This is a genomic window from Devosia sp. (assembly GCF_048261455.1).
GTDB lineage: Bacteria > Pseudomonadota > Alphaproteobacteria > Rhizobiales > Devosiaceae > Devosia_A.
In genome coordinates, this window is the sequence record NZ_JBLXGA010000008.1 from 24,361 (window position 1) to 46,126 (window position 21,766).

A 21,766-nucleotide genomic window follows, 5' to 3' on the forward strand; every position below is an offset into this window, starting at 1 on the left:
GGAGGCGGCAAGCGGCCGATGCTGCTACGGTTGTGCCAAAGGCCAGTGTGGGCTGAGATCACGCACGAGGAGACCTGCCATGTCCATATTCGAACCCATGATCCGCCATCTCTCCGATCCGACGCTGCTGCGCCCTGCGGCGCGTATCGGCGACGCGTGGGTGGCGGCCGCAAGCTCCGGCGCCGTGTTCGAGGTCACCAATCCGGCGACTGGCGAAGTGCTGGCCAGTCTGCCCGATTGCGGCATGGTTGAAGCCAAAGCGGCGATCACCGCCGCCCATGCCGCGCAGGCAGAATGGAAAGCAAAAACCGGCAAGGCGCGGGCTTCCGTGCTGCGCAGACTGTACGATCTGATGGTCGAAAATGCCGACGATCTTGCAAAGATCATGACCGCCGAGCAGGGCAAGCCGGTCGCCGAGGCCAAGGGCGAAATCATGTATGGCGCGTCCTATGTCGAGTGGTTCGGCGAGGAAGCGAAGCGCGTCTATGGCGATACGATCCCGGGTCACCAGGAGGACAAGCGGATCATCGTCATCAAGCAGCCGGTCGGCGTGGTCGCGACCATAACGCCGTGGAATTTCCCCAATGCCATGCTGGCGCGCAAGATGGCCCCGGCGCTGGCGGCCGGATGTGCAGTCGTCAGCAAGCCGGCCGCTGAAACCCCCTTGTCTGCGATCGCGCTGGCGGTGCTGGCCGAGCGGGCCGGTTTGCCGGCCGGGTTGTTCAACCTGTTGCCGTCCACGCAGTCGTCAGATCTCGGCAAGGAATTCTGCGCCAACGATCTGGTGCGCAAGCTGAGCTTTACGGGCTCTACCGAGGTGGGTCGCATCCTGATGCGGCAAGGCGCGGACCAGATCATGCGGCTCAGCCTCGAACTCGGGGGCAATGCACCGTTCATCGTTTTCGACGATGCCGACCTCGATGCAGCCGTCGAAGGGGCAATGGTCTCGAAATACCGGAACAATGGTCAGACTTGCGTCTGCGCCAACCGGATCTACGTGCAGGCCGGGGTTTACGACGCGTTTGCCGAAAAACTGGCTGTCGCCGTTGGCAAGCTCAATGTCGGCGACGGGTTTGGCGACGGCATCACCACCGGGCCGTTGATCGACGAGAAGGCCGTCGAGAAGGTCGAGCGTCATTTGCAGGATGCGCTCGACAAGGGCGGTCAGGTCCTGACGGGCGGCAAGCGCAAGGAGGGGCTGTTCTTCGAGCCAACCATCGTCACGGGTGCGACCGCAGACATGCGGCTGGCCCGCGAGGAAACCTTCGGCCCGCTGGCGCCGCTGTTTCGCTTCGAAACCGAGGACGATGTCATCCGGCTGGCCAATGCGACCGAGTTCGGCCTCGCGAGCTATTTTTACGCGCGTGACATGAGCCGCGTGTTCAGGGTCGCCGAGGCGCTGGAATATGGCATGGTCGGCATCAATACAGGGCTGATTTCCACCGAGATGGCGCCATTTGGTGGAATCAAGCAGTCCGGTCATGGTCGCGAAGGCAGCAAGTACGGCATCGAGGATTACCTCGACATCAAGTACCTGTGCCTCAGCGTGTGAGGGCAATCAGACCGGCGGCTGTCGGGCGGAACCCGCAGGCCTCATAAAAAGGTCCGAGCCGCGCCTCGAAGTCGACATGCAGCCAGGACGCACCTCGCGCCTGAGCCGCCGCCGTCACCATCCGGACGAGAGCGGTGGCAATGCCGCGCCGCTGGTAGTCCGGATCGACGGTCGTATCGAGCAGGAAGGCGTGGGTGCCGCCATCCCAGGCGACGTTGACATAGCCGACCAACCGCCCTCCGTCATAGGCGCCGGCATGGACGAGGCTCCGTGAGAGGATCATTGCAAGATCGCCATGCCAGTCGCTCCCCCATGCGGCGCGCCACATCGGCGCAAACTGCTCTGGGCTCGGGAGGGAATCGAGGCGGTAGGTGATCTCAGTGCTGGTGATGGGTCTCTCCCGCGAGGCTCTCGATGATCGGGCAGTCCGGCCGATTGTCGCCGTCGCACGCACTGGAGAGGCCAGCCAGCGTCGCCCGCATTTCGCCGAGCAGTGCGATGCGGCGATCAAGTTCGGCAATGTGGTTTTCGGTCAGTGCCTTCACATCCGCGCTGGTGCGCTGCGTGTCGTCCCACAACCGCAGCAGGTCGCGGATCTCGTCGATCGAAAAGCCCAGATCGCGAGCGCGGCGGATAAAGCCGAGCCGATGCAGATCGTGGTGGCCGTAATCGCGATAGTTCGACTCGCGCCGGTCAGCGCTGGGTATCAATCCGATCGCTTCATAGTGGCGGATCATCTTCGCCGACACGCCGGTCAGCCGGCTGGCTTCACCAATCTGCATGGTCGTCTCCCGAAAGCACTTGACCTTGCCATGATGGGAAGGTGCACACACGGTTTCAATAGTGAAGGAGCATGACCATGGCGCAGCACACGCACCCCACCTCCGATGCCGCACCGACCCGCGATCCCGTTTGCGGCATGGTCGTCGATATGGACAAGACGGCGCACAAGAGCGCGTACGAGGGCCGCGCGTTCGGCTTTTGCTGCAATGGCTGCAAGACCAAGTTCGATGCCGATCCCGAGCTCTATCTCAGCGCGACCGATCCGGTTTGCGGCATGAAGGTGGACCGGGCGACGGCGCAGCACATGGTGAAACACGAGGGCACGCGGCAGTATTTCTGTTCGGCTGGCTGCAAAGCGAAGTTCGAAGCTGAACCCGCGAAGTTCCTGGCGCCTTCTGCAGGTAACGCGTCGGGGCACGGGGGACATGCCCATCATCATGGTGCCGGCGCGAGTGAGGACGTTCCGGACGACGCCAAGTGGACCTGTCCGATGCACCCGGAAATCGTAAAGGACAGCCCGGGGGATTGTCCGCTGTGTGGCATGGCGCTCGAACCCATGGTCGCCTCGCTTGATGACGGGCCGAACCCGGAACTTGTCGATTTCACCCGGCGATTGTGGGTTAGCGCGCTGCTGAGCGTGCCGCTGATGCTGATCTCGATGGGGCCGATGATCGGCCTGCCGTTCCGGACATGGCTGGGCGAAGGCGTGGCGCGCTGGGTCGAGTTCGCTCTCGCGACGCCAGTGGTGCTTTGGGCTGCGCTGCCGTTCTTCCGGCGCTTCTGGTCGTCGCTGCGCAACCGCTCGCCCAATATGTGGACGCTGATCGGGCTCGGCGTCGGTGCAGCTTATCTGTTCTCGGTCGTGTCGCTGCTCTTTCCGCAACTCATCCCGATGCAGTTCGGTCATGGTGGGCCGCCGCTCTATTTCGAGGCCGCATCGGTGATCATCACGCTGGTCTTCGTCGGCCAGGTGCTTGAACTGCGGGCCCGGGACGCGACAGGAAAAGCCATCCGCGCGCTGCTGGATCTGGCGCCGAAGACAGCCCTGCGGGTCTGGGAAGGCAAGGATCACGAAGTGCCGCTCGAAGAGGTGGAAGCCGGTGACTGGCTACGGGTCAAGCCGGGTGGGTCTGTGCCGGTCGATGGCGTTGTCGTCGAGGGCGAAAGCCATGTGGACGAGTCGATGCTGACGGGCGAAGCAGCGCCGGTCCGCAAGGGTGTCGACGACCCGGTGACGGGCGGCACGATCAACGGGCAGGGGGGCTTTGTGATGAAGGCGACCCATGTCGGCAGCTCCACCCGGTTGAGCCAGATCGTTGCGCTTGTCGGCAAGGCGCAGCGTAGCCGTGCACCGATCCAGGCTCTGGCCGATCAGGTTGCCGGCTGGTTCGTGCCGCTGGTTGTGGCCGTCGCTGTGCTCGCCTTTGGGGCATGGATGGTGTTCGGACCGGATCCGAAGCTCTCCTTTGCCACAGTCGCCGCGATCTCCGTGCTGATCATTGCGTGCCCCTGTGCGCTCGGCCTGGCGACGCCGATGTCGGTGATGGTTTCAATCGGTCGCGGTGCGCGCGACGGCGTCCTGGTCAAGGATGCCGCGGCGCTCGAGGCGCTGTCGCGCGTCGACACGCTTGTGATCGACAAGACTGGCACGCTGACCGAGGGCAAGCCGGAGCTCGGCCATGTCATCGGCATGCCGGGCGTCGACGAGGGTTTTGTGCTCGCCGTCGCGGCCGCGCTCGAACGGCATTCGGAGCACCCTATCGCCAGCGCGATCACCAAGGGCGCGGAAGCGCGCGGTGCGCGCGAATATGAAAGCACCGGCTTCAGTTCGGTTACCGGGCTCGGGATCAAGGGCGAGGTTGGCGGTCGGCCCGCGCTCGTCGGCAACCCGGCGCTGTTCAAGCAAGAAGGCGTCGCAGTCGAACCCAAGCTCGCCGAGTTGTTGCAGCAACAGGCCAGTCAGGGACGCACCGCCGTTCTGGTTGCGCATGAGGGACGGGCGATCGGTCTTGTCACAGTGGCGGACGCGGTCAAGGCCGGGGCCCGAGAGGCGCTGGAGGCGCTCGATCGCGAAGGCATCAGGGTGGTGATGGCGACCGGCGATGCGCCTGGCACTGCGGAGGCGGTCGGCAAGGAGCTCGGTCTCACCGATGTGCGGGCCGGGCTGTCGCCCGAGGACAAGCACGAGATGATCGAGGCCCTGCGGAAGGAAGGTCGCGTGGTTGCCTTTGCTGGTGACGGGATCAACGACGCGCCGGCGCTGGCTGCTGCAGATGTCGGCATCGCCATGGGCGGTGGGGCCGACGTAGCGATCGAGTCGGCGGGCATCACGCTGCTCGGCGGTGAACTGTCGGGGCTGTTGAAAGCGCGGCGGCTGGCCAAGGGTGCCATCCGCAACATCAAGCAAAACCTCGGCTTTGCCTTCGGCTACAATGCGCTGGGTATTCCGGTGGCGGCGGGCGTCCTCTACCCAGTGACCGGGTGGCTGCTGTCGCCGATGATCGGAGCTGCCGCGATGGCGCTCAGTTCGGTCAGCGTCATCGCCAATGCGCTGCGGCTCAATGCAGAAAAGCTGGACGGCTAGCGCGCTCGGCGCCGTCAGTAGCCCTGACGGCGCAGCAATTCGTTGGAATAGATGTTGTGCGGGCCGACATTGCGGATGTCGCGCTCGCCCATCAGCGCCATGGTGGTGTCCATCTCCTTGGTGATGATTTCGAGCGCGCGCGTCACGCCCTCTTCACCACCCGCGCCGAGACCATAGTTCATGGCGCGGCCGACGAATGTGCCGTGGGCACCGAGCGCCAGGGCCTTGATGACGTCCTGACCCGAGCGGATACCGGAATCCATCAGCACTTCGGTCTTATTGCCTACTGCATCCACAATCTCGGGCAGCACCCGGATCGATGACGGTGCCCCGTCGAGCTGCCGCCCACCATGGTTGGAGACGACGATCGCATCGGCGCCGTGATCGACTGCCAGTTGCGCGTCCTCGGGATCGAGAATGCCCTTGACCACGACCGGCCCGCCGAAGCGGTCCTTGATCCAGCCGATGTCCTTCCAGTTGAGCGTCAAGTCGAACTGCGTGCCGGTCCACTTGCTCAAGGACGCCAGATCGATCGCATCCTTCACGTGCCCGTGGATGTTGCCGAAGGTATAGCTCTTGGACCCCAGCATGCCGAAGGCCCAGGCGGGCTTGGTCGCGAGCTCAAACAGGAACTTCGGGGTGATTGGCGGCGGTGCACGCAAGCCATTGCGGAGGTCCTTGTGCCGCTGACCGAGGATCTGCAGGTCCATCGTCAGCACGAGCGCCGAACAGTTGGCGGCCTTGGCGCGGTCAATCAGGCGATTGATGAAATCGCGGTCCTTCATCACGTAGAGCTGGAACCAGAACGGCTTGGTGGTGCCTTCGGCAACCTGCTCGATCGAGCAAATGCTCATTGTGGACAGGGTAAAGGGAATGCCGAACTTTTCGGCGGCCCGTGCCGCCTTGATCTCGCCGTTGGCGCTCTGCATGCCGGTCGAGCCGACCGGGGCGATACCAACCGGAATCGAGACGGGTTGGCCAAGCATGGTGCTGGTGAGGTTGCGGTTCTCGAGATTGACCGCCACGCGCTGGCGCAGCTTGATCTTGTCGAAATCGGTCGTGTTCTCGCGATAGGTGCTCTCGGTGTAGGAGCCAGAATCCGCGTAGTCGAAGAACATCTTCGGCACACGGCGGCGCGCCGCCTTCATCAGGTCGTCGATCGTCAGGTATTTTTCGAGATTGGGCATAGGCGCCTCGCGGGGATACTGGCGTCGTTCTATGCAACTGACATGTCAGTGGTCAATGCGACGCTTGGGGGATGCGGTTAAAGGCGGAAGTTGTGCTAGAAGCGCAGCGGATGCGCGATGACGTGAGACATTCTCGGTTTCGCACTACGTCTGGTTGCCGTCGCGCAGATGGCAGTCGCTCATCACGGGCTCCGCGTTCAGGTTTCTGAGCGATCAGATGCAGCCGAAAGCCTAGTGTCGACTGCTGGCCATCCGGACTGCGCCGTGATCATAAAGCTGGAATTGAGTCGACGGGGCATGATGATGAGCAGTGAGCAGACGTCCGAAGCGGTGATTGTCGACATCACCATCGCCGCCCCGGTCGGAGAAGTGTGGCGGGCGTTGCGCGAGCCGGAACAGCTGAAGAACTGGTTCGGCTGGGATGCGGACACGCTGGAAGAGGAGATCCGTTTCATCTTCGAGCAGAGCGCGACCCCAAATGCCGAGCAAACCGTGTTGCAGTTCGGCGGGTACCAGGGCGTTTCGGATCGATTTGAACTGGCCCCAGAGGGTGCCGGAACGCGGTTGCGGGTGGTCCGTTCAGGGCCGGTTCCGACGGGCGGCTGGGGCAATGTCTATGACGACATGGTCGAGGGCTGGATCAGTTTCGTGGCGCAGCTTCGCCTGCTTCTGGAACACCATCCGGGAGAGCCGCGCCGGACGATCTATCTATCGGGGCAGAGGACGGATTCGGGGGCGTTGCCGCGCGCGGCGCTGCAGCTCGGCAAGACCGAGGTCGATGCCGGCTATGATGCTGCCTTGCCGACCGACGACTGGGTCGCAGGTGAAATCTGGCATCAGTCCAGGTTTCAGACGGGCGTGACCGTGTCGTCGTGGTATCTGGGGCTGATGATCGCTACCGACATTCCCGATGCCGGAGAGTATGGGGGCGGCTCACTCCTGGTGACGACTTTCGGTCTGCACGATGGCGCTTTTGACCAGCTCAAGGGTCGGTTGGAGAGCTGGTGGACCGCCAACTATCCCGAAAAGCGCGGCTAGCCTCGCGCTGGTCGCAATTCCAGAGGCTGATTAGCTGGCGCGCCAGTTGCCGGATGTGGAGTCGGGACGCCAGGACAGTTGCTGGTAGACCTTGCGGGCGACGGTCTTCATCTCGTCTTCGGGCAGATCACCGACCACGGTGCAGGTGATCAGGTCATTGCCCCAGAAGAAGGCGTCTAGCCTGTCGCGATTGGCAAACTTGGAGACGTCCTCTTCGCCGTTGACGGCGGCGGTGATGTAGACGGTGACGCGCTGGTCGGCAGCATTTTCATACATCAGCTGTGCCGCAGGCCCGGCGCCCACTTCGTCGGTCGCGGGCAACAGCCGGCCACCGACCAGCGTGAAGCCCTCCTGCGCCAGATCCGGTGTGCTGATCGGGCGCTCTATGCGGTTGGAGAGCCAGGACACGAGATGCTCGCGGTCCGTTGCGGCAACCTCGACGGCGTGACGGTTCTCGCGCACGAAGAGGGAATGGGCGGAAACCGCGCTGGCAATCAGCGCCTGGCTCGCGTCGGGACGCAAATATTCGCGTGTCGCCCAGCCCATGGCACCGCCGAGAGCAATGAGCACCATCGCCGCGGCCGCCAGTTGGGGCCAGGCAAATGCCGGTCCGCGCGGTCGGCGCGCCAGAGCGCGAACATCGAGGCGGCTCGGGATCGGTTCGGCGGCGACCGGCGCGAAGAGCGTCGCCAGCGCTTCGTTCTGCTGTGTCCAGCTGGCGATTTCAGCCGCCTTGTCGGGATTGGCGGCCAGCCAGGCTTCGACCTCGGCGGCGCGCTCAGCAGGCAGCTGCCCGTCGACAAAGGCGTGCAGATCGGTTTCCGAGATGGGCAGTGTTTCGCTCATTTCACCGATCTCAATCTGGGTTCGTTTCCATTGCCGGTCAACGATCGCAATGTCGCACGGGCCCGGCTCAACCGGGACATCACAGTTCCGACAGGGATGTCCAAAATGGTGGCGACTTCGCCGTAGCTGACGCCTTCGAGCGCGACCAGCAGCAGCACTTCGCGCTGGTCCGTGGGCAGCTTGTCGATCGCCCGAGACATCTCGCTAAGGGCGATCCGCCCATGCTGTGCGGCCGGCACCGAGGGTTCGACGAGCATTTCATCGAGCGCCATGTGGTCGCCGCGCCGCCGCTGGGAACGGGCCTGATTGCGCCAGTGGTTGACCAGGATGCGAAACAGCCAGCCCCGGACCGTGCCGGGGCTGGCAAAGAGACTGCGCTTGCGGATGGCCCGCTCGAGACAATCCTGGACGAGATCGTCGGCGCGATCAGCGTCGCGCGTCAGTGCTCTGGCGTAGCGGCGCAATGCCGGCACGCAGCTCTCGATCTCATCCAGCAGTTGCGTCATGGGCCCGCGCCGTCCGGCTTACTCAGTCGCGGTATGCCAGACTCCGCCCACCATGTCGCCCGTGGTGTCGCCCGGCTGGGAATCTTTAACCCAGTAATACAGCGGCCAGCCCTTGTAGGCCCAGACCTGGGCGCCGTCAGCACGGTCGACGAGGGTGAAATCACCTTCGGGGGTGGCACCGGCATCGGCAATGGCCGGCGGCCAGTTGGCGGCGCACTGTGCGTTGCAGTTGGACACGCCAGGCTCATCCTTGTCGAAGGTGTAGAGCGTCATGCCGTTGGCGCCGGTCAGCACCTCGACCCCATTGATCTCCATCGTCTTGATCGCCCCGCCGACATAGTCCTCGGCAAACGCAGCAGTCGACAGCACGGTCAGCGCAGCGGCGCCGGCAAGAATTGCGAGTTTCATTGTTTTCCCTTTCGCTTGAGCCGTCGAATGGCGGCCCTCGAAGGTGTCAACACCGCCAGACGGCGGTTATTCCCTGCCGGTCCGAAAAAACTTTCGTCGCTCTTTTTCGCCCGCGTGTGCTTCACGCTTGAACAGGGCGCGCCGCGCATTGTAACGGTCGCCACGGTTCGGGAGAATGTGCGCATGTTTGTGGTTGGTGGCGAGAGCCTGGTCGATCTGGTTCCGACGGGGGATGGGGACACACGGGCTGCGCATGCAGGGGGATCGCCATTCAACTGTGCGATCGCACTGGCCAAGCTGTCGAACCCGACGGGCTTTTTGTGCCCGATCAGCACCGATGACTATGGCGATCAGCTGCTGGGGCCGCTGCAGGCCGCCGGCGTCGAGCTGCTTTTGAAAGAGCGGGTCGAAGTGCCGACGACCAAGGCGATCGTGACCTACAATGCCCGTCGCGAGGCAAGTTACGAGTTTCAGCGCGGCGCAGATCGCGCGTTCTCGACCGAGGGGCTCATCGACGCTTTGCCCGAGCAGCTCGAGCTGTTCCAGATCGGCGGTTTCTGCCCGATCCTGCCCGAGGACGCCGAGGCCTGGCTGTCCGTGGCGAAAGATGCAGCGGCGCGCGGCGCGGTGCTGACGATGGATCCGAACGTGCGCCCGTCGCTCGTCGACGATTTTGCCGCCTATACGGCGCGGCTCAATCTCTTCCTCGATCAGGTCAATCTGGTGAAGCTGTCGATCGAGGATCTGGCTGCACTGGCGCTGGGGCGCGCCGTGAAGGTTGAAGAGCTCGCGCCGGCGCAGATCGAGCGGATCTTCAATGATGCGACACGCGATCTCTTGGGGCGGCCGCAGTGCAAACTGGTGATCGTCACCTTTGGAGAGGCCGGAAGTCGCGCGGTGACCCGCAGCGGCGCGGCGACGGCTGACGTCTTCGAGGCCGTGCCGTTTGGGGACACCGTTGGGGCTGGCGACAGCCTGATGGCCGGGGTGCTGACCTGGCTCTCCGACAATGGGGCGCTGTCGGCCGAGGGCCTCGGGGCTCTGGGAGACGAGGCGCTCGCAAAGATGTTGCGCTTCGGCGCCGTGGTCGCCGGTCTGAACTGCCGGCACGTCGGCTGCGTGCCGCCGACGCGTGCCGAGGTGGACGCGGTTCTATCCGCAAGCTGAGCACCGCCCAAAAGTCTATAGTTGCGCCGCGCGCCAGTGTCTGGCCCAATGGGTCGATCCGGCAGGGAGGCGAGCATGCGGACGTTCCTCATCTTGGTGGCGGTCGTGGTGGTCGTGGGGCTGGGCGTTGCCATTTACATGCTCAAACCGGTGACCGGCCCGGCGCGTGATCTGACGTTGACGGCGAACGCGGAGCGCGGCGCCTATCTGATCCGGCTTGGCGGATGCATCGGCTGCCACACCGATACTGCCAATGGCGGGGCCGAACTGGCCGGCGGTGAGGGGCTGGTCACGCCCTTCGGTACTTTCCATGCGCCCAACATCACTCCGGACCCAAATGCCGGTATCGGCAATTGGACACTGGCGGAATTCTCCAAGGCGATGAGCGATGGCGAGGGTCCGCAAGGCCATCTCTACCCGGCCTTCCCCTATGAGAACTACACGCTGATGAGCGATCAGGAGATCGTTGACCTGTTCGCGGCGCTGCAGGCGGTTCCGCCGGTATCGACACCGGCGCCGCCGCACGAGATCGGGTTCCCGTTCAATATCCGGCTGGCGCTGGCCGGCTGGAAGAACCTGTTTTTCCATCCGCATCGCTATGAGGCCGACACCAGCCGCTCTGAGCGGTGGAACCGCGGCCGCTATCTGGTCACAGGTCCCGGGCATTGCGTCATGTGCCACTCGCCGCGCAATGCGCTGGGGGCGATCGAGGCCGGACAGGAACTGACCGGCAATCCGGATGGCGGCACGGGCGGTCGGGCGCCATCATTGCTCGCAGCCTCGCTCGTCGACGAAGGCTATGACCTCGATACGCTGGCGCAGACGCTTGCGGATGGTTTCACGCCGGGCTTTGACGTGCTGGGCGGCGCCATGGGTGAGGTGATCTCGGAAAGCACGGCCTATTGGACGCAGGACGACCGCGAGGCCGCCGCTGCGTATCTGCTCGAAGAGGACTAGAGGTCAGCTCTCGTCTTCGACGGGCGCGTCCGGGCCATTCTTCTTGACCGATTCGATGCAGTTCTTGGCGCTGGCTTTCGAGGTGTAGGTTTCGGACCGCACCATGGTTTCGCCGTTGGAAGCCACAAAGCGCACGAAGAACTGGCCATCCTTGGAACCGGCGATCTCGAACCGGTAGCCCTTGCCGTCCTCGTCATTGGTCAAGTCGACAACCACCGCGTCCGGCGCGTTCTTTTTGATCGACTCAATGCAGTTCTTGGCGCTGGCCTTGGAGGCGTAGCTCTCCGACCAGACCATGGTCTCGGCGTTGTAGACGAATTTGGCGATGAACTGATCGTTCTTGGCGGCAGTGATCTTGAACTTGTGCATGACGCGGCGGTCTCCCCTATGCGAGGCGCCCTCCGCCTCGGTACCCGGACAGGTTAGTCGCAACTTTGTGCAAGGCAACAGGGCATTACTATTGGTCCGGAAGTTTCCCAATGGGAGAATTTCTTAGAGGTGACTCGTCAGCATCCGGATAGACCCTTATCCTGTGCTCCAGAACCTGATGAGGTTGGAGGCACGGTTGGCCAAGCTGGCGCTGGCGGTCGAGCAGGAAAACTGGATCGGTGCCGGGCAGGTTTCGGTGCCGATTGATCGGCGTACGCAATCGTCTGCAGCCCGTCAGTTGGCCAATTCCGTGCTGCTTTATCGCCGTCTCGACACTGCCGGCATTATATACGTCGGCGAAGGTCGCGTGGCGGCGCTGCACGCTCACGACGACGACCATGTTGAAGTGGTGCTGAACCCATATCGGGCGTTCGATGACGAAATACTGGCAGGATCGGAGGCCGGTGGTCCGGGCGCCCGGCGGTCGATAGAACTGACCAATGCAGAGTATGCGCGCATCGTCTCGGCGGCGCCACTTTCAGGGTCCGAGGGCGCGCTGGAAGACGCGGTGGCGCATTCCGACGGCGGATTGAGCGCTTACACGACCCTGCATGACGAAGTGCTGCGGCGATGGGACTATCGTTGCGCCATTACCGAACTGTCCTTTGCTCGCGAGGGGCGACCGCATCCGAACCTCAGAATCGTCGCCATACGGCCGCGCGAATGGGGTGGGCCGCTCGATCCCGCCAATTATCTGCCTCTGGTGCCGCTGGCCGAGCAGGCGTGGCGCAACGGGGTCATTTCGCTCACCGACAGCTTCGAGATCGTCACTGTGCTCAGCCAGTTGGGCGACGATCTGCGCGAGGCGCTGCCGCAGTCGCGCTGTTTGCTGCTGCCGGAGGATTCGGCCTTCTGGCCGGCGGTGGAACATGTGAGCTTTCATCGTCTGCACGTGTTCGGCGAAGACCCGCTGGCTGGCGATCGACAGGACTTTCCGGCTTGATCGTACGGCGACAACCGCCTAACCCTCAGCGCAAAGCCATGCCTGCCAAGGAGTGTTTCATGCCGCAAGATGTCGCCGCGCTGCGCCAGACCCTGTCCATCGCGCCGGTCATTCCGGTTATCGTCCTCGATGACGTCGAAAAGGCGCGGCCGCTTGCCGAGGCGCTGGTCGCTGGCGGGTTGCGGGTGCTGGAAGTGACCTTGCGCACGCCGAATGCGCTTCGTGTGATCGAGGAGATGGCCAAGGTCGAGGGTGCGATCGTCGGCTCGGGCACCGTACGCACGCCGCTGCAGATGGGCCATTCTGTCGACGCCGGTTGCCAGTTCATGGTGTCGCCGGGCGCATCGCCGCGCCTGCTCGAGGCCGCCGAAGCGCATGCCATTCCGCTGTTGCCGGGTATCGGGACACCGACCGAGGCAATGACGGCGTCCGAGCACGGCTACAGCTTTTTGAAGTTCTTCCCGGCCGAGGCGCTGGGTGGCGCCAAGGTGCTGAAGGCCTACGCCTCGCCGCTGTCCGACATAACCTTCTGCCCGACGGGCGGCATCGATCTCGAGAAGGCCAAGACCTATCTTTCGCTGCCCAATGTGATCTGCGTCGGCGGATCCTGGGTGATGCCGGCTGATGCGATCGAGGCGAGCGACTGGGCCCGTATCGAGAGCCTGTCGCGGGACGCGGCGGCGCTGAAATCCTAGGGCACCAATGGCGGGACAACGTCAGCGCAGGACCGAAACCGGGCTGACGCACCTGAGGATCACACTGTCCGAGAGCTTCTACATGGGGCCGGGGCGTGCCGATCTGATGAGCCTTGTGACCGAGACCGGCTCGATCTCCGAGGCCGCCAAACGCATGGGCATGAGCTACAAGCGCGCCTGGAGCCTGGTGCAGGCCCTGAACGAGGGGTTCGGCGCGCCGCTGATCGAGACCATGCGTGGCGGCAAGGAGCAGGGCGCAACGCTCAGCGCGGCCGGGCGCGAGGTGCTGGAGCGCTATCGCGGCATGCAGGCGACCGCCCGCCAGGCGATCGAGCGTGACTTCGATGCCCTGACGCGGCTTCACACGGATATGTCCGAACGGAAATAACGCTTGTTTGCCGCTGCCTGCAAAGGCAGGGTGAGCGTTATGAATGCGTGGATATATCGAGCGCTGATCCTGCTAACGCTGCTGGCCGGTGGCGGTAGTGTCCATGCGGGCGAGGTCAGCGTGGCGGTGGCGGCGAACTTCATCGCGCCAGCGCAGGAAATTGCCGACGCGTTCTCGGCCCAGAGCGGCGATGACGTGATCCTCAGCAGCGGCGCGACGGGCGGTCTGTTCGCCCAGATTTCACAGGGCGCGCCCTATGAAGTGTTTCTGGCGGCCGACGCCGCGCGGCCACAACTGGCGATCGACCAGGGCCTGGCGGTCGCTGGCAGTGCCTTCACCTATGCCGTCGGGCGGCTGGCGCTTTACGACCCGGCGATGCGCGACGGCGATGGAATGGCATGGCTTTCGGCTGTCGGCTTCGCCCATCTCGCCATCGCTGACCCGGTGTCCGCGCCCTATGGGACGGCCGCCTTTCAGGCGCTGGAGCGGCTGGGCCTGCTGGAGGCCGTGCGGCCCAGGCTGGTGACCGGGCAGAACATCAGTCAGGCGTTGCAGTTTGTCGAAAGCGGCAGTGCCGAACTGGGCATGGTGGCTCTGGGGCAGGTGCTCGACCGGGCCGAGGGTTCGGTCTGGCAAGTGCCGGAGACCCTGTATGACCTGATCCGTCAGGATGCCGTTCTGCTCACCGTCGGTGCCGACAATCCGGTCGCCAGCGCCTTTCTCGCCTATCTCGCCGGCCCCGAGGCGCGCGCCATCATCGTAAGCCATGGCTATGCGGAGGTGGCGAGCGGTGAGTGAGGATCTGCTGCAGCCGGTGTGGCTGACGCTGACGCTGGCGAGTGTGGTGACGGCAATCCTGCTCGTCGTCGCAACGCCGATCGCCTGGTGGCTGGCGCGCTCAGCGCGCGGCTGGAAGGAGGCGGTGGCGGCCGTCGTGGCGCTGCCACTGATCCTGCCGCCGACGGTGCTCGGGTTCTACCTGCTGATTGCCCTGGGGCCAAACGGACCCGGCGGTGCGCTTGCCGGAATGTTCGGGCTCAGAACGCTGGCTTTCTCGTTCCCGGGTCTGGTCATCGGCTCGGTGATCTATTCGCTGCCCTTCATGGTGCAGCCACTACGCGCTGCCTTTGCGGCGATCGGTGACGATCAGCTGGAGGCGGCGGCCTCTGTTGGCGCGGGGGCGTGGCAGAGGTTCTTCTGGATCGCCATGCCGATGGCGCGCGCCGGCTATCTCAGCGGCGCGGTGCTCAGTTTCGCGCATACGGTGGGCGAGTTCGGCGTGGTGCTGATGATCGGCGGCAATATCCCGGGCCAGACCAAGCTGGTGTCGGTGGCCATCTATGATCACGTCGAGCGGCTCGAATGGGGGCAGGCGCATATGCTATCCGCCGGCATGGTGGTTTTTGCTTTTATTGCGATCACCGCGACCATGCTGATTGACCGGCGTCTCGGCCGTTCAAGTCATCCGTAGCAGGTCGACCAGCCGTTTCAGCGCCTTGCGCAGGTGCTTTTGCTGCTTCTTCGGCAGGTCCGAAAAGAGCGCGTCTTCGAGCTGCTGCCAGTTGCCAGCCAGCAGTTCGCGAATGCGGTCGCCGCGTTCGGTAAGGGCGAGACCCGGGGCCAGTTCGGGGCCGATTGCCTGGCGGCCGATGATGTCGCGGTCCATGAGACGCGCCAGTCGCGGATCGAGCGCGGCGCGGTCGAGCCCGAGCGCTTCCGCCAGCGCATCCTCGGTGGCGCCGAGGCTCGCATGCAGCGCAAAGATCACGGCGTCGTCGCCGGGTTCGAGCCCCCGATCGCGCAATGGGACCAGCAGCGCCTGGTGCGCCAGCTGACCGGCCTCTATCAGCCGGTAGAGTGTCGAACGGGACTTGGGTTTGGTCATGGTCGGAAAATTCGTCCGTAGCAGCGGGTCCAACGACATCAAACGCATCCTATCGTTAAATGAGCTTTGACCAAGCCCCGGCATTGTTCACCCGGCACGAATGACATAAGCGTCGAGCGAACGGCCTGCACCTGTCGCCGTTCCCGGCGGCTGGAGGAAGCAATGAGCCAGGACCTGTCCCGCATCCGCGCCTTTGTGCAGGTGTTCGACGCCGGTGGCTTTTCCGCTGCGGCGCGGCAGCACGGCCGGTCCAAGGCCCTGTTGAGCAAGTATGTCACCGATCTCGAGGATTATCTCGGGGTGCGGCTGATGAACCGCACGACCCGCAAGCTGGGGCTGACCGAGGCGGGTGAAGCCTATTACCGCGAGGCCAGCCAGTTGCTGATGCAGCTCGACGAGCTCGACGCGACGATCTCGGATCAGACGGCGGAGCCGCGCGGGCTGGTGCGGGTTTCGGCGCCGCGCAATCTGGGGGAGACGACGCTGGCACCCGCCGTGTTCAGCTTCATGCAGTCCAATCCGATGATTTCTGTCGATCTCAGGCTGGAGGACCGGTTCGTCGATCTGGTGGAAGAAGGTATCGACGTCGCGCTGCGGATCACCACGCTGGCCGACTCCTCGCTGATCGCGCGGAAGATCAGTGACATCAAGCATCTCGTTTGTGCCTCTCCAGAGCTGGTGGCCAAGCATGGCATGCCGACGTCCGGAGAGGAATTGCGCAATATGCCCTGCATCGTCGATACCAACATGCCATCGCACAACAGCTGGCGGTTCATCGAAGACGGCAAGGTGATGTCGGTGCATGTGTCGGGGCCGGCGCGGGTCAATTCGCCCGTCGCCGCCATGCAGGCTGCCTTGCATGGTCTCGGGTTTGCCGTATTGCCGGTCTATCTGGCCGAACCGCATTTTGCGGCTGGCCGGCTGGTCTCGGTGCTGGAAGATCGTATGCCGGAAGGGCCCAGCCTGACGGCGGTCTATCCGCATCGCCGACACCTGGCCGGCAAGGTGCGTGCGCTGATCGACCATCTCGTGCACTGGTTCGAGACTCAACCGCTGCGTTGACCTGACGGAGATTTCCTTGCCCATCGTGCGATTTCTGACGCTGGTCGCGAGCCTTTTGCTCGCGCTGATTGGCCCAGTGATGGCGCATCCGCATATCTGGATAGATGCCAAGGCGACGCTGGTGTTCGACGACAACGGCACTCTGGTCGAGATCCGCAATGCGTGGACTTTCGACGAAGCGTTCTCGGTGTGGCAGGTGCAGGGGCTCGATGTCGATGGCGACGGGATCACGACCTCCGCCGAGATGCAGGAATTGGCAGACGAGAATGTCGCCGGCCTGGCCGAGTACAGGTTCTACTCCTCGCTGGTGGATGACGGCGAACAGATCGGTCTCAGCTATGCCGGCGGGGCAAAATTCGTTTACGAGCGCAATCGCTCGACCCTGAACTTCAACGTCGCGCCAGAAGCCCCGGTCAGCGGCGCGTTCTCGTTGGCCATTGCCGATCCCGAGTATTACGTCGCGATCAACTTTGCCGGTCCGCAGGACATCGTGCTCAAAAATGCCCCGGCTGACTGCACGGTCCGGCTGGATCCCGGACACGATGTTCCGCCGGACGTCCAGGAGCGGCTCGGTCAATTGCCGCCTGACGTGGTTGAACTGCCACCGGACCTCGCTGCGGCACTGCGTGGGGCGCAAGGCGCGATCGTCGTGTCGTGCCCGAGCCTTGGCGGTGCGGAGCCGGAGACGGCGCTGGAGGCCACGCAGCAGGTAGCGGAGTCCCGGCCATCTCTGCCATTTGGCGGACCGCCTGCCGAACCGGGGTTCAAGCTGCCGCGGACCGGCTTTCTGGGGTGGATCCAGATTACGCAGGAGAATTTCTACCGCTCACTCAGCGGCGCGCTATCGGCGATGAAGAGTGACTGGACCGGCTTCTGGTTGCTTGGCGGGCTGAGCTTTCTCTACGGTGTTTTCCACGCCGCCGGGCCGGGGCACGGCAAGGTGGTGATCGGCTCCTACATGCTGGCCAATGAGCGGCAGGCGAGGCGCGGCATAAGGCTGAGCGTCATGGCGGCGATGCTGCAATCGGTTGTGGCGATCGTTTTCGTCGGCATCGCTGCGGCGATACTCGGGCTGTCGGCGACGGTGATGGATCTGGCGGTCGGCTGGATCGAGATTGCGGCCTATGGCTTGCTGACGCTGCTCGGCCTGTGGCTGATCGCGCGCAAGCTGTTCGGCTGGGGCCACTCGCACACGCATGATGGTCACGGGCATGACCATGACCACCACCATGCGCATCACCACGAACACGACCACGCTCACGACCATGACCACGCGCCGCACGGACATGGTGCCGACGATGATCATGGGCACCACCATGTGGTGACGGCCGATCAGGTGCGTGGCGACTGGCGGGAGCAGTTGGGCGTGGTGCTGGGTGTCGGGTTGCGGCCCTGCTCAGGAGCGCTGCTGGTGCTGGTCTTCGCGCTGACACAGGGGATTTTCCTTGCCGGTGTCGGGGCCGTGTTCCTGATGGGGCTGGGCACGGCGCTGACCGTATCCGTTCTGGCAACCATGGCTGTCGGCGCCAAGGGCCTGGCGCGGCGTTTCGCCGGCGCGGACAATCCAAAGCTTGGTATTGCGCTGTGGTGGCTGGAGCTGGCGGGGGCCGTACTGGTCTTCGCTTTCGGGGTGCTGATGCTGCTCGCTGCATTGTGACGCAGAGGGGCTGCCCGCACTTGTGTTCAGGGCGCGCCGGACTATTTTGCGCCTCCTGGAATGTTTCCAAACTGGATATGCCATGACCACCGGTCTCCCCCCCGGCCATCCGCCGGTCAAAACCCCAAAGATCGGGGTGCTCGTGCTCAATCTGGGGACGCCTGACGCGACCGACTACTGGTCGATGCGCCGCTACCTGAGCGAGTTCCTGTCGGATACGCGGGTGATCGAGTCGCCCAAATGGATCTGGCAGCCGATCCTGCAGGGCGTCATCCTCAGCATTCGTCCGCAAAAGAGTGGCGCGAACTACAAGCGCATCTGGGACATGGAAACCAATGAGAGCCCGTTGCGGGTGATCACACGGCGCCAGACGGAAAAGCTGCAGGAGCAGCTGGGCGACGACGTCGTCGTCGAGTTCGCCATGCGCTACGGCAATCCTTCGACCAAGTCGGGCATCGAGAAGCTGCAGGCGGCGGGCTGCCAGAAGATCCTGCTCGCGCCGCTCTATCCGCAGTATTCTGCGACGACGACCGCTACGGCCAATGACAAGGCGTTCGACGCGCTGAAAAAGATGCGCTGGCAGCCGGCCGTTCGCACGCTGCCTGCCTATTTCGAAGATCCCACCTACATCAAGGCGCTGGCGACGAGCATTGAGCGGGGCGTAGCGGCGCTCGATTTCACGCCCGACGTGGTGCTGACCTCGTATCACGGGATGCCGGTCGAATATCTGGAAAAGGGCGACCCCTACCACTGCCAGTGTTTCAAGACGACGCGGCTGGTGCGCGAGTATCTCGGCTGGGCGCCCGAAAAGCTGAAGGTGACCTTCCAGAGCCGTTTCGGGCCGACCAAATGGTTGCAGCCCTATACGGACAAGACGCTGGAAGAGCTGGCGCATCAGGGCACCAAGCGGGTCGCCGTCGTGGCGCCGGCCTTTTCGGCCGACTGCATCGAAACGCTGGAAGAGATCGCCATCACCGGCCGCGAGCAGTTCGAGGAAGCGGGCGGCGAGCAATATGCCTATATCCCGTGCCTCAACGATTCCGAGCTCGGCATGGAAATGCTCGAAGCGGTGGTGCGGCGCGAACTGGCCGGCTGGATCTAGACACCTACCGCCTTAAGCATCTTGTCGGTCAGGGCCTGCTTCAGCTTGAAATAGTCGGGCCAGGGGTCCGGTCCGGCCGCGTGGGCCGCTGCGCCTTCGAGGCTAAAAAGGTTCGCCGCCTCGAGCGTTTCGAGTTCGTCCCAGGTCACCGGCACGGCGCAGGGCGCGCCTTCGCGCGAGCGCGTCGAAAAGGGCGCGATGGCGGTCGAGCCGCGCTCGTTGCGCAGATAGTCGATGAACATACGGCCCTTGCGCTTCGCCTTGCTCATCGTGGCGGTGAAGCGGTCGGGTTCGTCGCCGGCCAGGGACTGGGCGAAGCCCTTGCAGAAGGCCTTCACGTCGGGCCAGTCGCGGGTCGGGCGCAACGGGGCGATGACGTGGATGCCCTTGCCGCCGGTGACCAGCGGAAAGGTCTTGAGGCCAAGCTTTGCGAGCCGGTCACGGATATCGCGGGCAGCGTCGCGGACATTGCCGAAATCGAGACCCTCGTCGGGATCGATATCGAATATGATCCTGTCGGCTTTCTCGACATCGGCGATGCGGCTGCCCCAGATGTGAAATTCGAGGCTGTTCATCTGCACGCCGGCGATCACCCCCGCGAGGTCCTCGGCGTACATATAGTCTTCGGTCTTGCCGTCCTTTTCAGCGATCGGCACGTCCTTGAGCTGGGACGGAAAGCCGCCCGAGGCGTGCTTTTGAAAGAAGCAGTATTTGGCCCGGCCCTGCGGACAGCGGACGAGGCTGAGCGGACGATTGACCAGATGCGGGAGCATGCGCTCGGCGACGGCTTCGTAATAGGCGACGATTTCCGATTTGGTGACGCCCTGGTTGGGGAAGACGACGCGGTCGGGACTGGTAAGGCGGACGCCGAGACGCTCTGCGACGGCGATGCCGTCCTCGTCGGTCAGCGGCACGTCGGGGGTCTCTGCTGCTGACTTGCTGGCCGGCGTTTTTGCCTTCGATTTGTCGGTAGGCGCCGCCTTGGGCGTCTCCAGTTTGACCTGATTGGCGGGCTTATCCTCCCGCAGGCCAATGAAGCTGGGGTGCCGCAGGTGGCCGTCCGGGGTCAGCTCGGTGAAGGCGATTTCGGCGACCAGCTTCGGGGTGACCCAGTTCGCCTCGCGTTTGACGTCGCGGGGCACCTCACCAAAGGGGCTGGTTTTGCGGGAGAGTTTATCGAGCTGGCCCTGCAATGCTGCCGCATCATCCATCGAAAAGCCGGTGCCGACGCGACCGCGATAGACCAGTTCGTCTCCCTCAAACGCACCCAGCAGCAGGGACGCGAAGGTCTTCTTGCGGGTCGAGGGGCGCCAGCCGCCGATGACGAACTCCTGGCGCTTGAGGCACTTGATCTTCAGCCAGTTGCGACTGCGGGTATGGCGATAGGGCGCGTTGGCGCGCTTGGCGATGATGCCTTCCTGGCCGGACTGGCAGACCGATTTGAACACTTCCTCGCCATGGGCGCGGACATGTTCGGAAAACTGGATGAAGTCATCCTTCTTACGCTTGCCGAGCAGCGCTTCGAGCCGCTGCTTGCGCTCGATGGTCGGCAGCTTTTCGAGGTTCTCGCCATCCTGCTCGAGGATGTCGAAGACGAAGTAGACCAGTTGCCCGCCGTTCGACAGCGCGTCCTTGAGGGTCGAGAAATCGGTGCGGCCATCCTTGAAGGCGCAGATTTCACCGTCGAGCAGCACCGAGCCTTTAGTGAGTTTGGACAGCGGTTCGACCACGGCGCCGAACTGCTCGGTCCAGTCATTGGCGTTGCGGGTGAAGAGCTTGACCTCGCCGCCCGCGACCGCGGCGAGGCAGCGGTAGCCGTCGTATTTCAGCTCGAACAGCCAGTCGCTGCCGGTCGGAATCTCGTCCGTCAGGGTGGCGAGTTGCGGGGCGCGGAACTCCGGCAGGGTGGCGCTCGCATCGCTGTGCCAGACCTCTTTGGGCTTGTTCCTGGCGCTCTTCTTCTTCGGCTTGAGGCCCTTGGCGATACCCGCCATGTCGCGGTCGGAATCGACGCTGGTCGTATGTTTGTCGGTGAGGTCGCTGCCTTCGGTGGCGTAGCGGTCGCGGTGCTTGATCAGCAGCCAGTTTTCGCGCGTGCCGTTCCTGGTCTTGGTGTCGCGGCCCTTCATGTGGACCAGCACCCACTCGCCCTTCATCCGCTTGCCGGAGAGGCGGATTTTCAGATCGCCTGACTCAAGGCCCTCGTGCGGGTCGCCGATCGGCTCCCAGGTGCCTTCGTCCCACAGCATGACGGTGCCGCCGCCATATTCGCCTTCCGGGATGGTCCCTTCGAAGTCGCCGTAATCAAGCGGGTGATCCTCGACGCGGACGGCGAGGCGCTTGTCGGCGGGATCGGTCGATGGGCCCTTGGTGACGGCCCAGCTCTTGAGGACGCCATCGAGCTCGAGGCGGAAGTCATAATGCAGGCGGGTGGCGTCGTGCATCTGGACGACGAAGCGTGGTGGAGTGTCGGTGCCGGCGCCGTTCGCGGCCTTGTCACCCGAGGGTTCGGCGGTCTTGGCGAAGTCGCGCTTCTTGCGATAGTCGCGCAGCAGTTCGTCGGCAGAGACAGACATG

General features: G+C 64.0%; 22 protein-coding genes. 13 read left to right on the plus strand and 9 right to left on the minus strand.

Features of this window, described 5'->3' with window-relative positions:
- Positions 1-79 precede the first annotated feature (79 nt).
- Positions 80-1,552 (plus strand): NAD-dependent succinate-semialdehyde dehydrogenase, encoded by a 1,473-nt coding sequence (locus ACN0TK_RS10155; protein ID WP_417309373.1) that lies wholly within the window; start codon positions 80-82, stop codon positions 1,550-1,552.
- Here ACN0TK_RS10155 and ACN0TK_RS10160 read toward each other — a convergent pair.
- Positions 1,542-1,880 (minus strand): GNAT family N-acetyltransferase, encoded by a 339-nt coding sequence (locus ACN0TK_RS10160; RefSeq protein ID WP_417309374.1) that lies wholly within the window; start codon positions 1,878-1,880, stop codon positions 1,542-1,544. The two genes, ACN0TK_RS10155 and ACN0TK_RS10160, sit on opposite strands and share 11 nt — an antisense overlap.
- Before the next feature lie 49 nt (positions 1,881-1,929).
- Positions 1,930-2,334 (minus strand): Cu(I)-responsive transcriptional regulator, encoded by a 405-nt coding sequence (gene cueR / locus ACN0TK_RS10165; RefSeq protein WP_417309375.1) that lies wholly within the window; start codon positions 2,332-2,334, stop codon positions 1,930-1,932.
- A gap of 77 nt (positions 2,335-2,411) precedes the next feature.
- Between cueR and ACN0TK_RS10170 the strand changes: the two genes are divergently transcribed.
- Positions 2,412-4,919 carry a heavy metal translocating P-type ATPase gene (locus tag ACN0TK_RS10170; RefSeq protein ID WP_417309376.1) on the plus strand — a complete coding sequence of 836 codons (2,508 nt, stop codon included), beginning with the start codon at positions 2,412-2,414 and terminating at the stop codon, positions 4,917-4,919.
- A gap of 14 nt (positions 4,920-4,933) precedes the next feature.
- On the opposite strand, the gene ACN0TK_RS10175 is transcribed toward ACN0TK_RS10170, so the two are convergent.
- Positions 4,934-6,106: an alpha-hydroxy acid oxidase gene (locus ACN0TK_RS10175; protein WP_417309377.1), complete on the minus strand. Its 1,173-nt coding sequence runs from the start codon at positions 6,104-6,106 to the stop codon at positions 4,934-4,936.
- A 303-nt stretch (positions 6,107-6,409) separates the two neighbouring features.
- On the opposite strand from ACN0TK_RS10175, the gene ACN0TK_RS10180 reads away from it, so the two are divergent.
- Positions 6,410-7,144: an SRPBCC family protein gene (locus tag ACN0TK_RS10180; RefSeq protein ID WP_417309378.1), complete on the plus strand. Its 735-nt coding sequence runs from the start codon at positions 6,410-6,412 to the stop codon at positions 7,142-7,144.
- 30 nt (positions 7,145-7,174) lie between these two features.
- Here the strand turns inward: ACN0TK_RS10180 and ACN0TK_RS10185 are convergent, their stop codons facing one another.
- From ACN0TK_RS10185 to ACN0TK_RS10195, 3 genes are read right to left on the minus strand one after another with little or no spacing between them, the layout of a single operon-like run.
- A complete protein-coding gene (locus ACN0TK_RS10185; protein WP_417309379.1) occupies positions 7,175-7,990 on the minus strand; it encodes an anti-sigma factor family protein in 816 nt (271 codons plus the stop codon).
- Entirely contained in the window at positions 7,987-8,496 is a 510-nt protein-coding gene (locus tag ACN0TK_RS10190) for a sigma-70 family RNA polymerase sigma factor (RefSeq protein WP_417309380.1), read from the minus strand. The genes ACN0TK_RS10185 and ACN0TK_RS10190 overlap by 4 nt, the downstream gene beginning before the upstream one ends.
- Positions 8,497-8,514: 18 nt before the next feature.
- On the minus strand, positions 8,515-8,904 hold the full coding sequence (locus ACN0TK_RS10195) for a hypothetical protein (RefSeq protein WP_417309381.1): 390 nt from the start codon (positions 8,902-8,904) through the stop codon (positions 8,515-8,517).
- A 183-nt stretch (positions 8,905-9,087) separates the two neighbouring features.
- On the opposite strand from ACN0TK_RS10195, the gene ACN0TK_RS10200 reads away from it, so the two are divergent.
- Together ACN0TK_RS10200 and ACN0TK_RS10205 are read left to right on the plus strand one after the other, a co-directional pair.
- Positions 9,088-10,071: a PfkB family carbohydrate kinase gene (locus ACN0TK_RS10200; protein ID WP_417309382.1), complete on the plus strand. Its 984-nt coding sequence runs from the start codon at positions 9,088-9,090 to the stop codon at positions 10,069-10,071.
- Between the two features lie 75 nt (positions 10,072-10,146).
- The gene (locus tag ACN0TK_RS10205; protein ID WP_417309383.1) at positions 10,147-11,028 is read left to right on the plus strand and encodes a c-type cytochrome; all 882 of its coding nucleotides are present in this window, start codon (positions 10,147-10,149) and stop codon (positions 11,026-11,028) included.
- A gap of 3 nt (positions 11,029-11,031) precedes the next feature.
- On the opposite strand, the gene ACN0TK_RS10210 is transcribed toward ACN0TK_RS10205, so the two are convergent.
- Positions 11,032-11,397 carry a YegP family protein gene (locus ACN0TK_RS10210; RefSeq protein WP_417309384.1) on the minus strand — a complete coding sequence of 122 codons (366 nt, stop codon included), beginning with the start codon at positions 11,395-11,397 and terminating at the stop codon, positions 11,032-11,034.
- Between the two features lie 196 nt (positions 11,398-11,593).
- Here ACN0TK_RS10210 and ACN0TK_RS10215 point away from each other — a divergent pair, with 196 nt between their 5' ends.
- The 5 genes from ACN0TK_RS10215 to modB are packed head-to-tail and all read left to right on the plus strand — an operon-like array spanning position 11,594 to position 14,954.
- Positions 11,594-12,400 (plus strand): hypothetical protein, encoded by an 807-nt coding sequence (locus ACN0TK_RS10215; RefSeq protein WP_417309385.1) that lies wholly within the window; start codon positions 11,594-11,596, stop codon positions 12,398-12,400.
- A 59-nt stretch (positions 12,401-12,459) separates the two neighbouring features.
- Positions 12,460-13,095, plus strand: a complete 636-nt coding sequence (eda, locus tag ACN0TK_RS10220) for a bifunctional 4-hydroxy-2-oxoglutarate aldolase/2-dehydro-3-deoxy-phosphogluconate aldolase (RefSeq protein ID WP_417309386.1) — start codon at positions 12,460-12,462, stop codon at positions 13,093-13,095.
- Between the two features lie 7 nt (positions 13,096-13,102).
- Complete coding sequence (locus ACN0TK_RS10225) at positions 13,103-13,483, plus strand: winged helix-turn-helix domain-containing protein (RefSeq protein ID WP_417309387.1); 381 nt, start codon at positions 13,103-13,105, stop codon at positions 13,481-13,483.
- A gap of 39 nt (positions 13,484-13,522) precedes the next feature.
- On the plus strand, positions 13,523-14,281 hold the full coding sequence (gene modA / locus ACN0TK_RS10230; RefSeq protein ID WP_417309388.1) for a molybdate ABC transporter substrate-binding protein: 759 nt from the start codon (positions 13,523-13,525) through the stop codon (positions 14,279-14,281).
- Entirely contained in the window at positions 14,256-14,954 is a 699-nt protein-coding gene (modB, locus tag ACN0TK_RS10235; protein WP_417309389.1) for a molybdate ABC transporter permease subunit, read from the plus strand. The genes modA and modB overlap by 26 nt, the downstream gene beginning before the upstream one ends.
- Here the strand turns inward: modB and ACN0TK_RS10240 are convergent.
- Positions 14,940-15,368, minus strand: coding sequence for a hypothetical protein (locus tag ACN0TK_RS10240; protein ID WP_417309390.1), 429 nt, complete (start codon positions 15,366-15,368; stop codon positions 14,940-14,942). The two genes, modB and ACN0TK_RS10240, sit on opposite strands and share 15 nt — an antisense overlap.
- A gap of 162 nt (positions 15,369-15,530) precedes the next feature.
- On the opposite strand from ACN0TK_RS10240, the gene ACN0TK_RS10245 reads away from it, so the two are divergent.
- The 3 genes from ACN0TK_RS10245 (at position 15,531) to hemH (ending at position 19,189) form a co-directional block, all read left to right on the plus strand.
- The gene (locus tag ACN0TK_RS10245) at positions 15,531-16,430 is read left to right on the plus strand and encodes a LysR family transcriptional regulator (RefSeq protein WP_417309391.1); all 900 of its coding nucleotides are present in this window, start codon (positions 15,531-15,533) and stop codon (positions 16,428-16,430) included.
- A 25-nt stretch (positions 16,431-16,455) separates the two neighbouring features.
- The gene (locus ACN0TK_RS10250) at positions 16,456-18,087 is read left to right on the plus strand and encodes a DUF1007 family protein (protein ID WP_417309519.1); all 1,632 of its coding nucleotides are present in this window, start codon (positions 16,456-16,458) and stop codon (positions 18,085-18,087) included.
- Between the two features lie 82 nt (positions 18,088-18,169).
- Entirely contained in the window at positions 18,170-19,189 is a 1,020-nt protein-coding gene (gene hemH / locus ACN0TK_RS10255) for a ferrochelatase (RefSeq protein ID WP_417309392.1), read from the plus strand.
- On the opposite strand, the gene ligD is transcribed toward hemH, so the two are convergent.
- Entirely contained in the window at positions 19,186-21,765 is a 2,580-nt protein-coding gene (gene ligD / locus ACN0TK_RS10260; RefSeq protein WP_417309393.1) for a DNA ligase D, read from the minus strand. The two genes, hemH and ligD, sit on opposite strands and share 4 nt — an antisense overlap.
- Position 21,766: the final 1 nt, after the last annotated feature.

Excerpts from the sequence above, each read along its gene's own strand:
- ACN0TK_RS10155 (WP_417309373.1), top strand. The coding sequence starts at position 80 with ATGTCCATATTCGAACCCATGATCCGCCATCTCTCCGATCCGACGCTG.
- ACN0TK_RS10160 (WP_417309374.1), bottom strand. The coding sequence starts at position 1,880 with ATGTGGCGCGCCGCATGGGGGAGCGACTGGCATGGCGATCTTGCAATG.
- cueR (WP_417309375.1), bottom strand. The coding sequence starts at position 2,334 with ATGCAGATTGGTGAAGCCAGCCGGCTGACCGGCGTGTCGGCGAAGATG.
- ACN0TK_RS10170 (WP_417309376.1), top strand. The coding sequence starts at position 2,412 with ATGGCGCAGCACACGCACCCCACCTCCGATGCCGCACCGACCCGCGAT.
- ACN0TK_RS10175 (WP_417309377.1), bottom strand. The coding sequence starts at position 6,106 with ATGCCCAATCTCGAAAAATACCTGACGATCGACGACCTGATGAAGGCG.
- ACN0TK_RS10180 (WP_417309378.1), top strand. The coding sequence starts at position 6,410 with ATGAGCAGTGAGCAGACGTCCGAAGCGGTGATTGTCGACATCACCATC.
- ACN0TK_RS10185 (WP_417309379.1), bottom strand. The coding sequence starts at position 7,990 with ATGAGCGAAACACTGCCCATCTCGGAAACCGATCTGCACGCCTTTGTC.
- ACN0TK_RS10190 (WP_417309380.1), bottom strand. The coding sequence starts at position 8,496 with ATGACGCAACTGCTGGATGAGATCGAGAGCTGCGTGCCGGCATTGCGC.
- ACN0TK_RS10195 (WP_417309381.1), bottom strand. The coding sequence starts at position 8,904 with ATGAAACTCGCAATTCTTGCCGGCGCCGCTGCGCTGACCGTGCTGTCG.
- ACN0TK_RS10200 (WP_417309382.1), top strand. The coding sequence starts at position 9,088 with ATGTTTGTGGTTGGTGGCGAGAGCCTGGTCGATCTGGTTCCGACGGGG.
- ACN0TK_RS10205 (WP_417309383.1), top strand. The coding sequence starts at position 10,147 with ATGCGGACGTTCCTCATCTTGGTGGCGGTCGTGGTGGTCGTGGGGCTG.
- ACN0TK_RS10210 (WP_417309384.1), bottom strand. The coding sequence starts at position 11,397 with ATGCACAAGTTCAAGATCACTGCCGCCAAGAACGATCAGTTCATCGCC.
- eda (WP_417309386.1), top strand. The coding sequence starts at position 12,460 with ATGCCGCAAGATGTCGCCGCGCTGCGCCAGACCCTGTCCATCGCGCCG.
- ACN0TK_RS10225 (WP_417309387.1), top strand. The coding sequence starts at position 13,103 with ATGGCGGGACAACGTCAGCGCAGGACCGAAACCGGGCTGACGCACCTG.
- modA (WP_417309388.1), top strand. The coding sequence starts at position 13,523 with ATGAATGCGTGGATATATCGAGCGCTGATCCTGCTAACGCTGCTGGCC.
- modB (WP_417309389.1), top strand. The coding sequence starts at position 14,256 with ATGCGGAGGTGGCGAGCGGTGAGTGAGGATCTGCTGCAGCCGGTGTGG.
- ACN0TK_RS10240 (WP_417309390.1), bottom strand. The coding sequence starts at position 15,368 with ATGACCAAACCCAAGTCCCGTTCGACACTCTACCGGCTGATAGAGGCC.
- ACN0TK_RS10245 (WP_417309391.1), top strand. The coding sequence starts at position 15,531 with ATGAGCCAGGACCTGTCCCGCATCCGCGCCTTTGTGCAGGTGTTCGAC.
- hemH (WP_417309392.1), top strand. The coding sequence starts at position 18,170 with ATGACCACCGGTCTCCCCCCCGGCCATCCGCCGGTCAAAACCCCAAAG.
- ligD (WP_417309393.1), bottom strand. The coding sequence starts at position 21,765 with ATGTCTGTCTCTGCCGACGAACTGCTGCGCGACTATCGCAAGAAGCGC.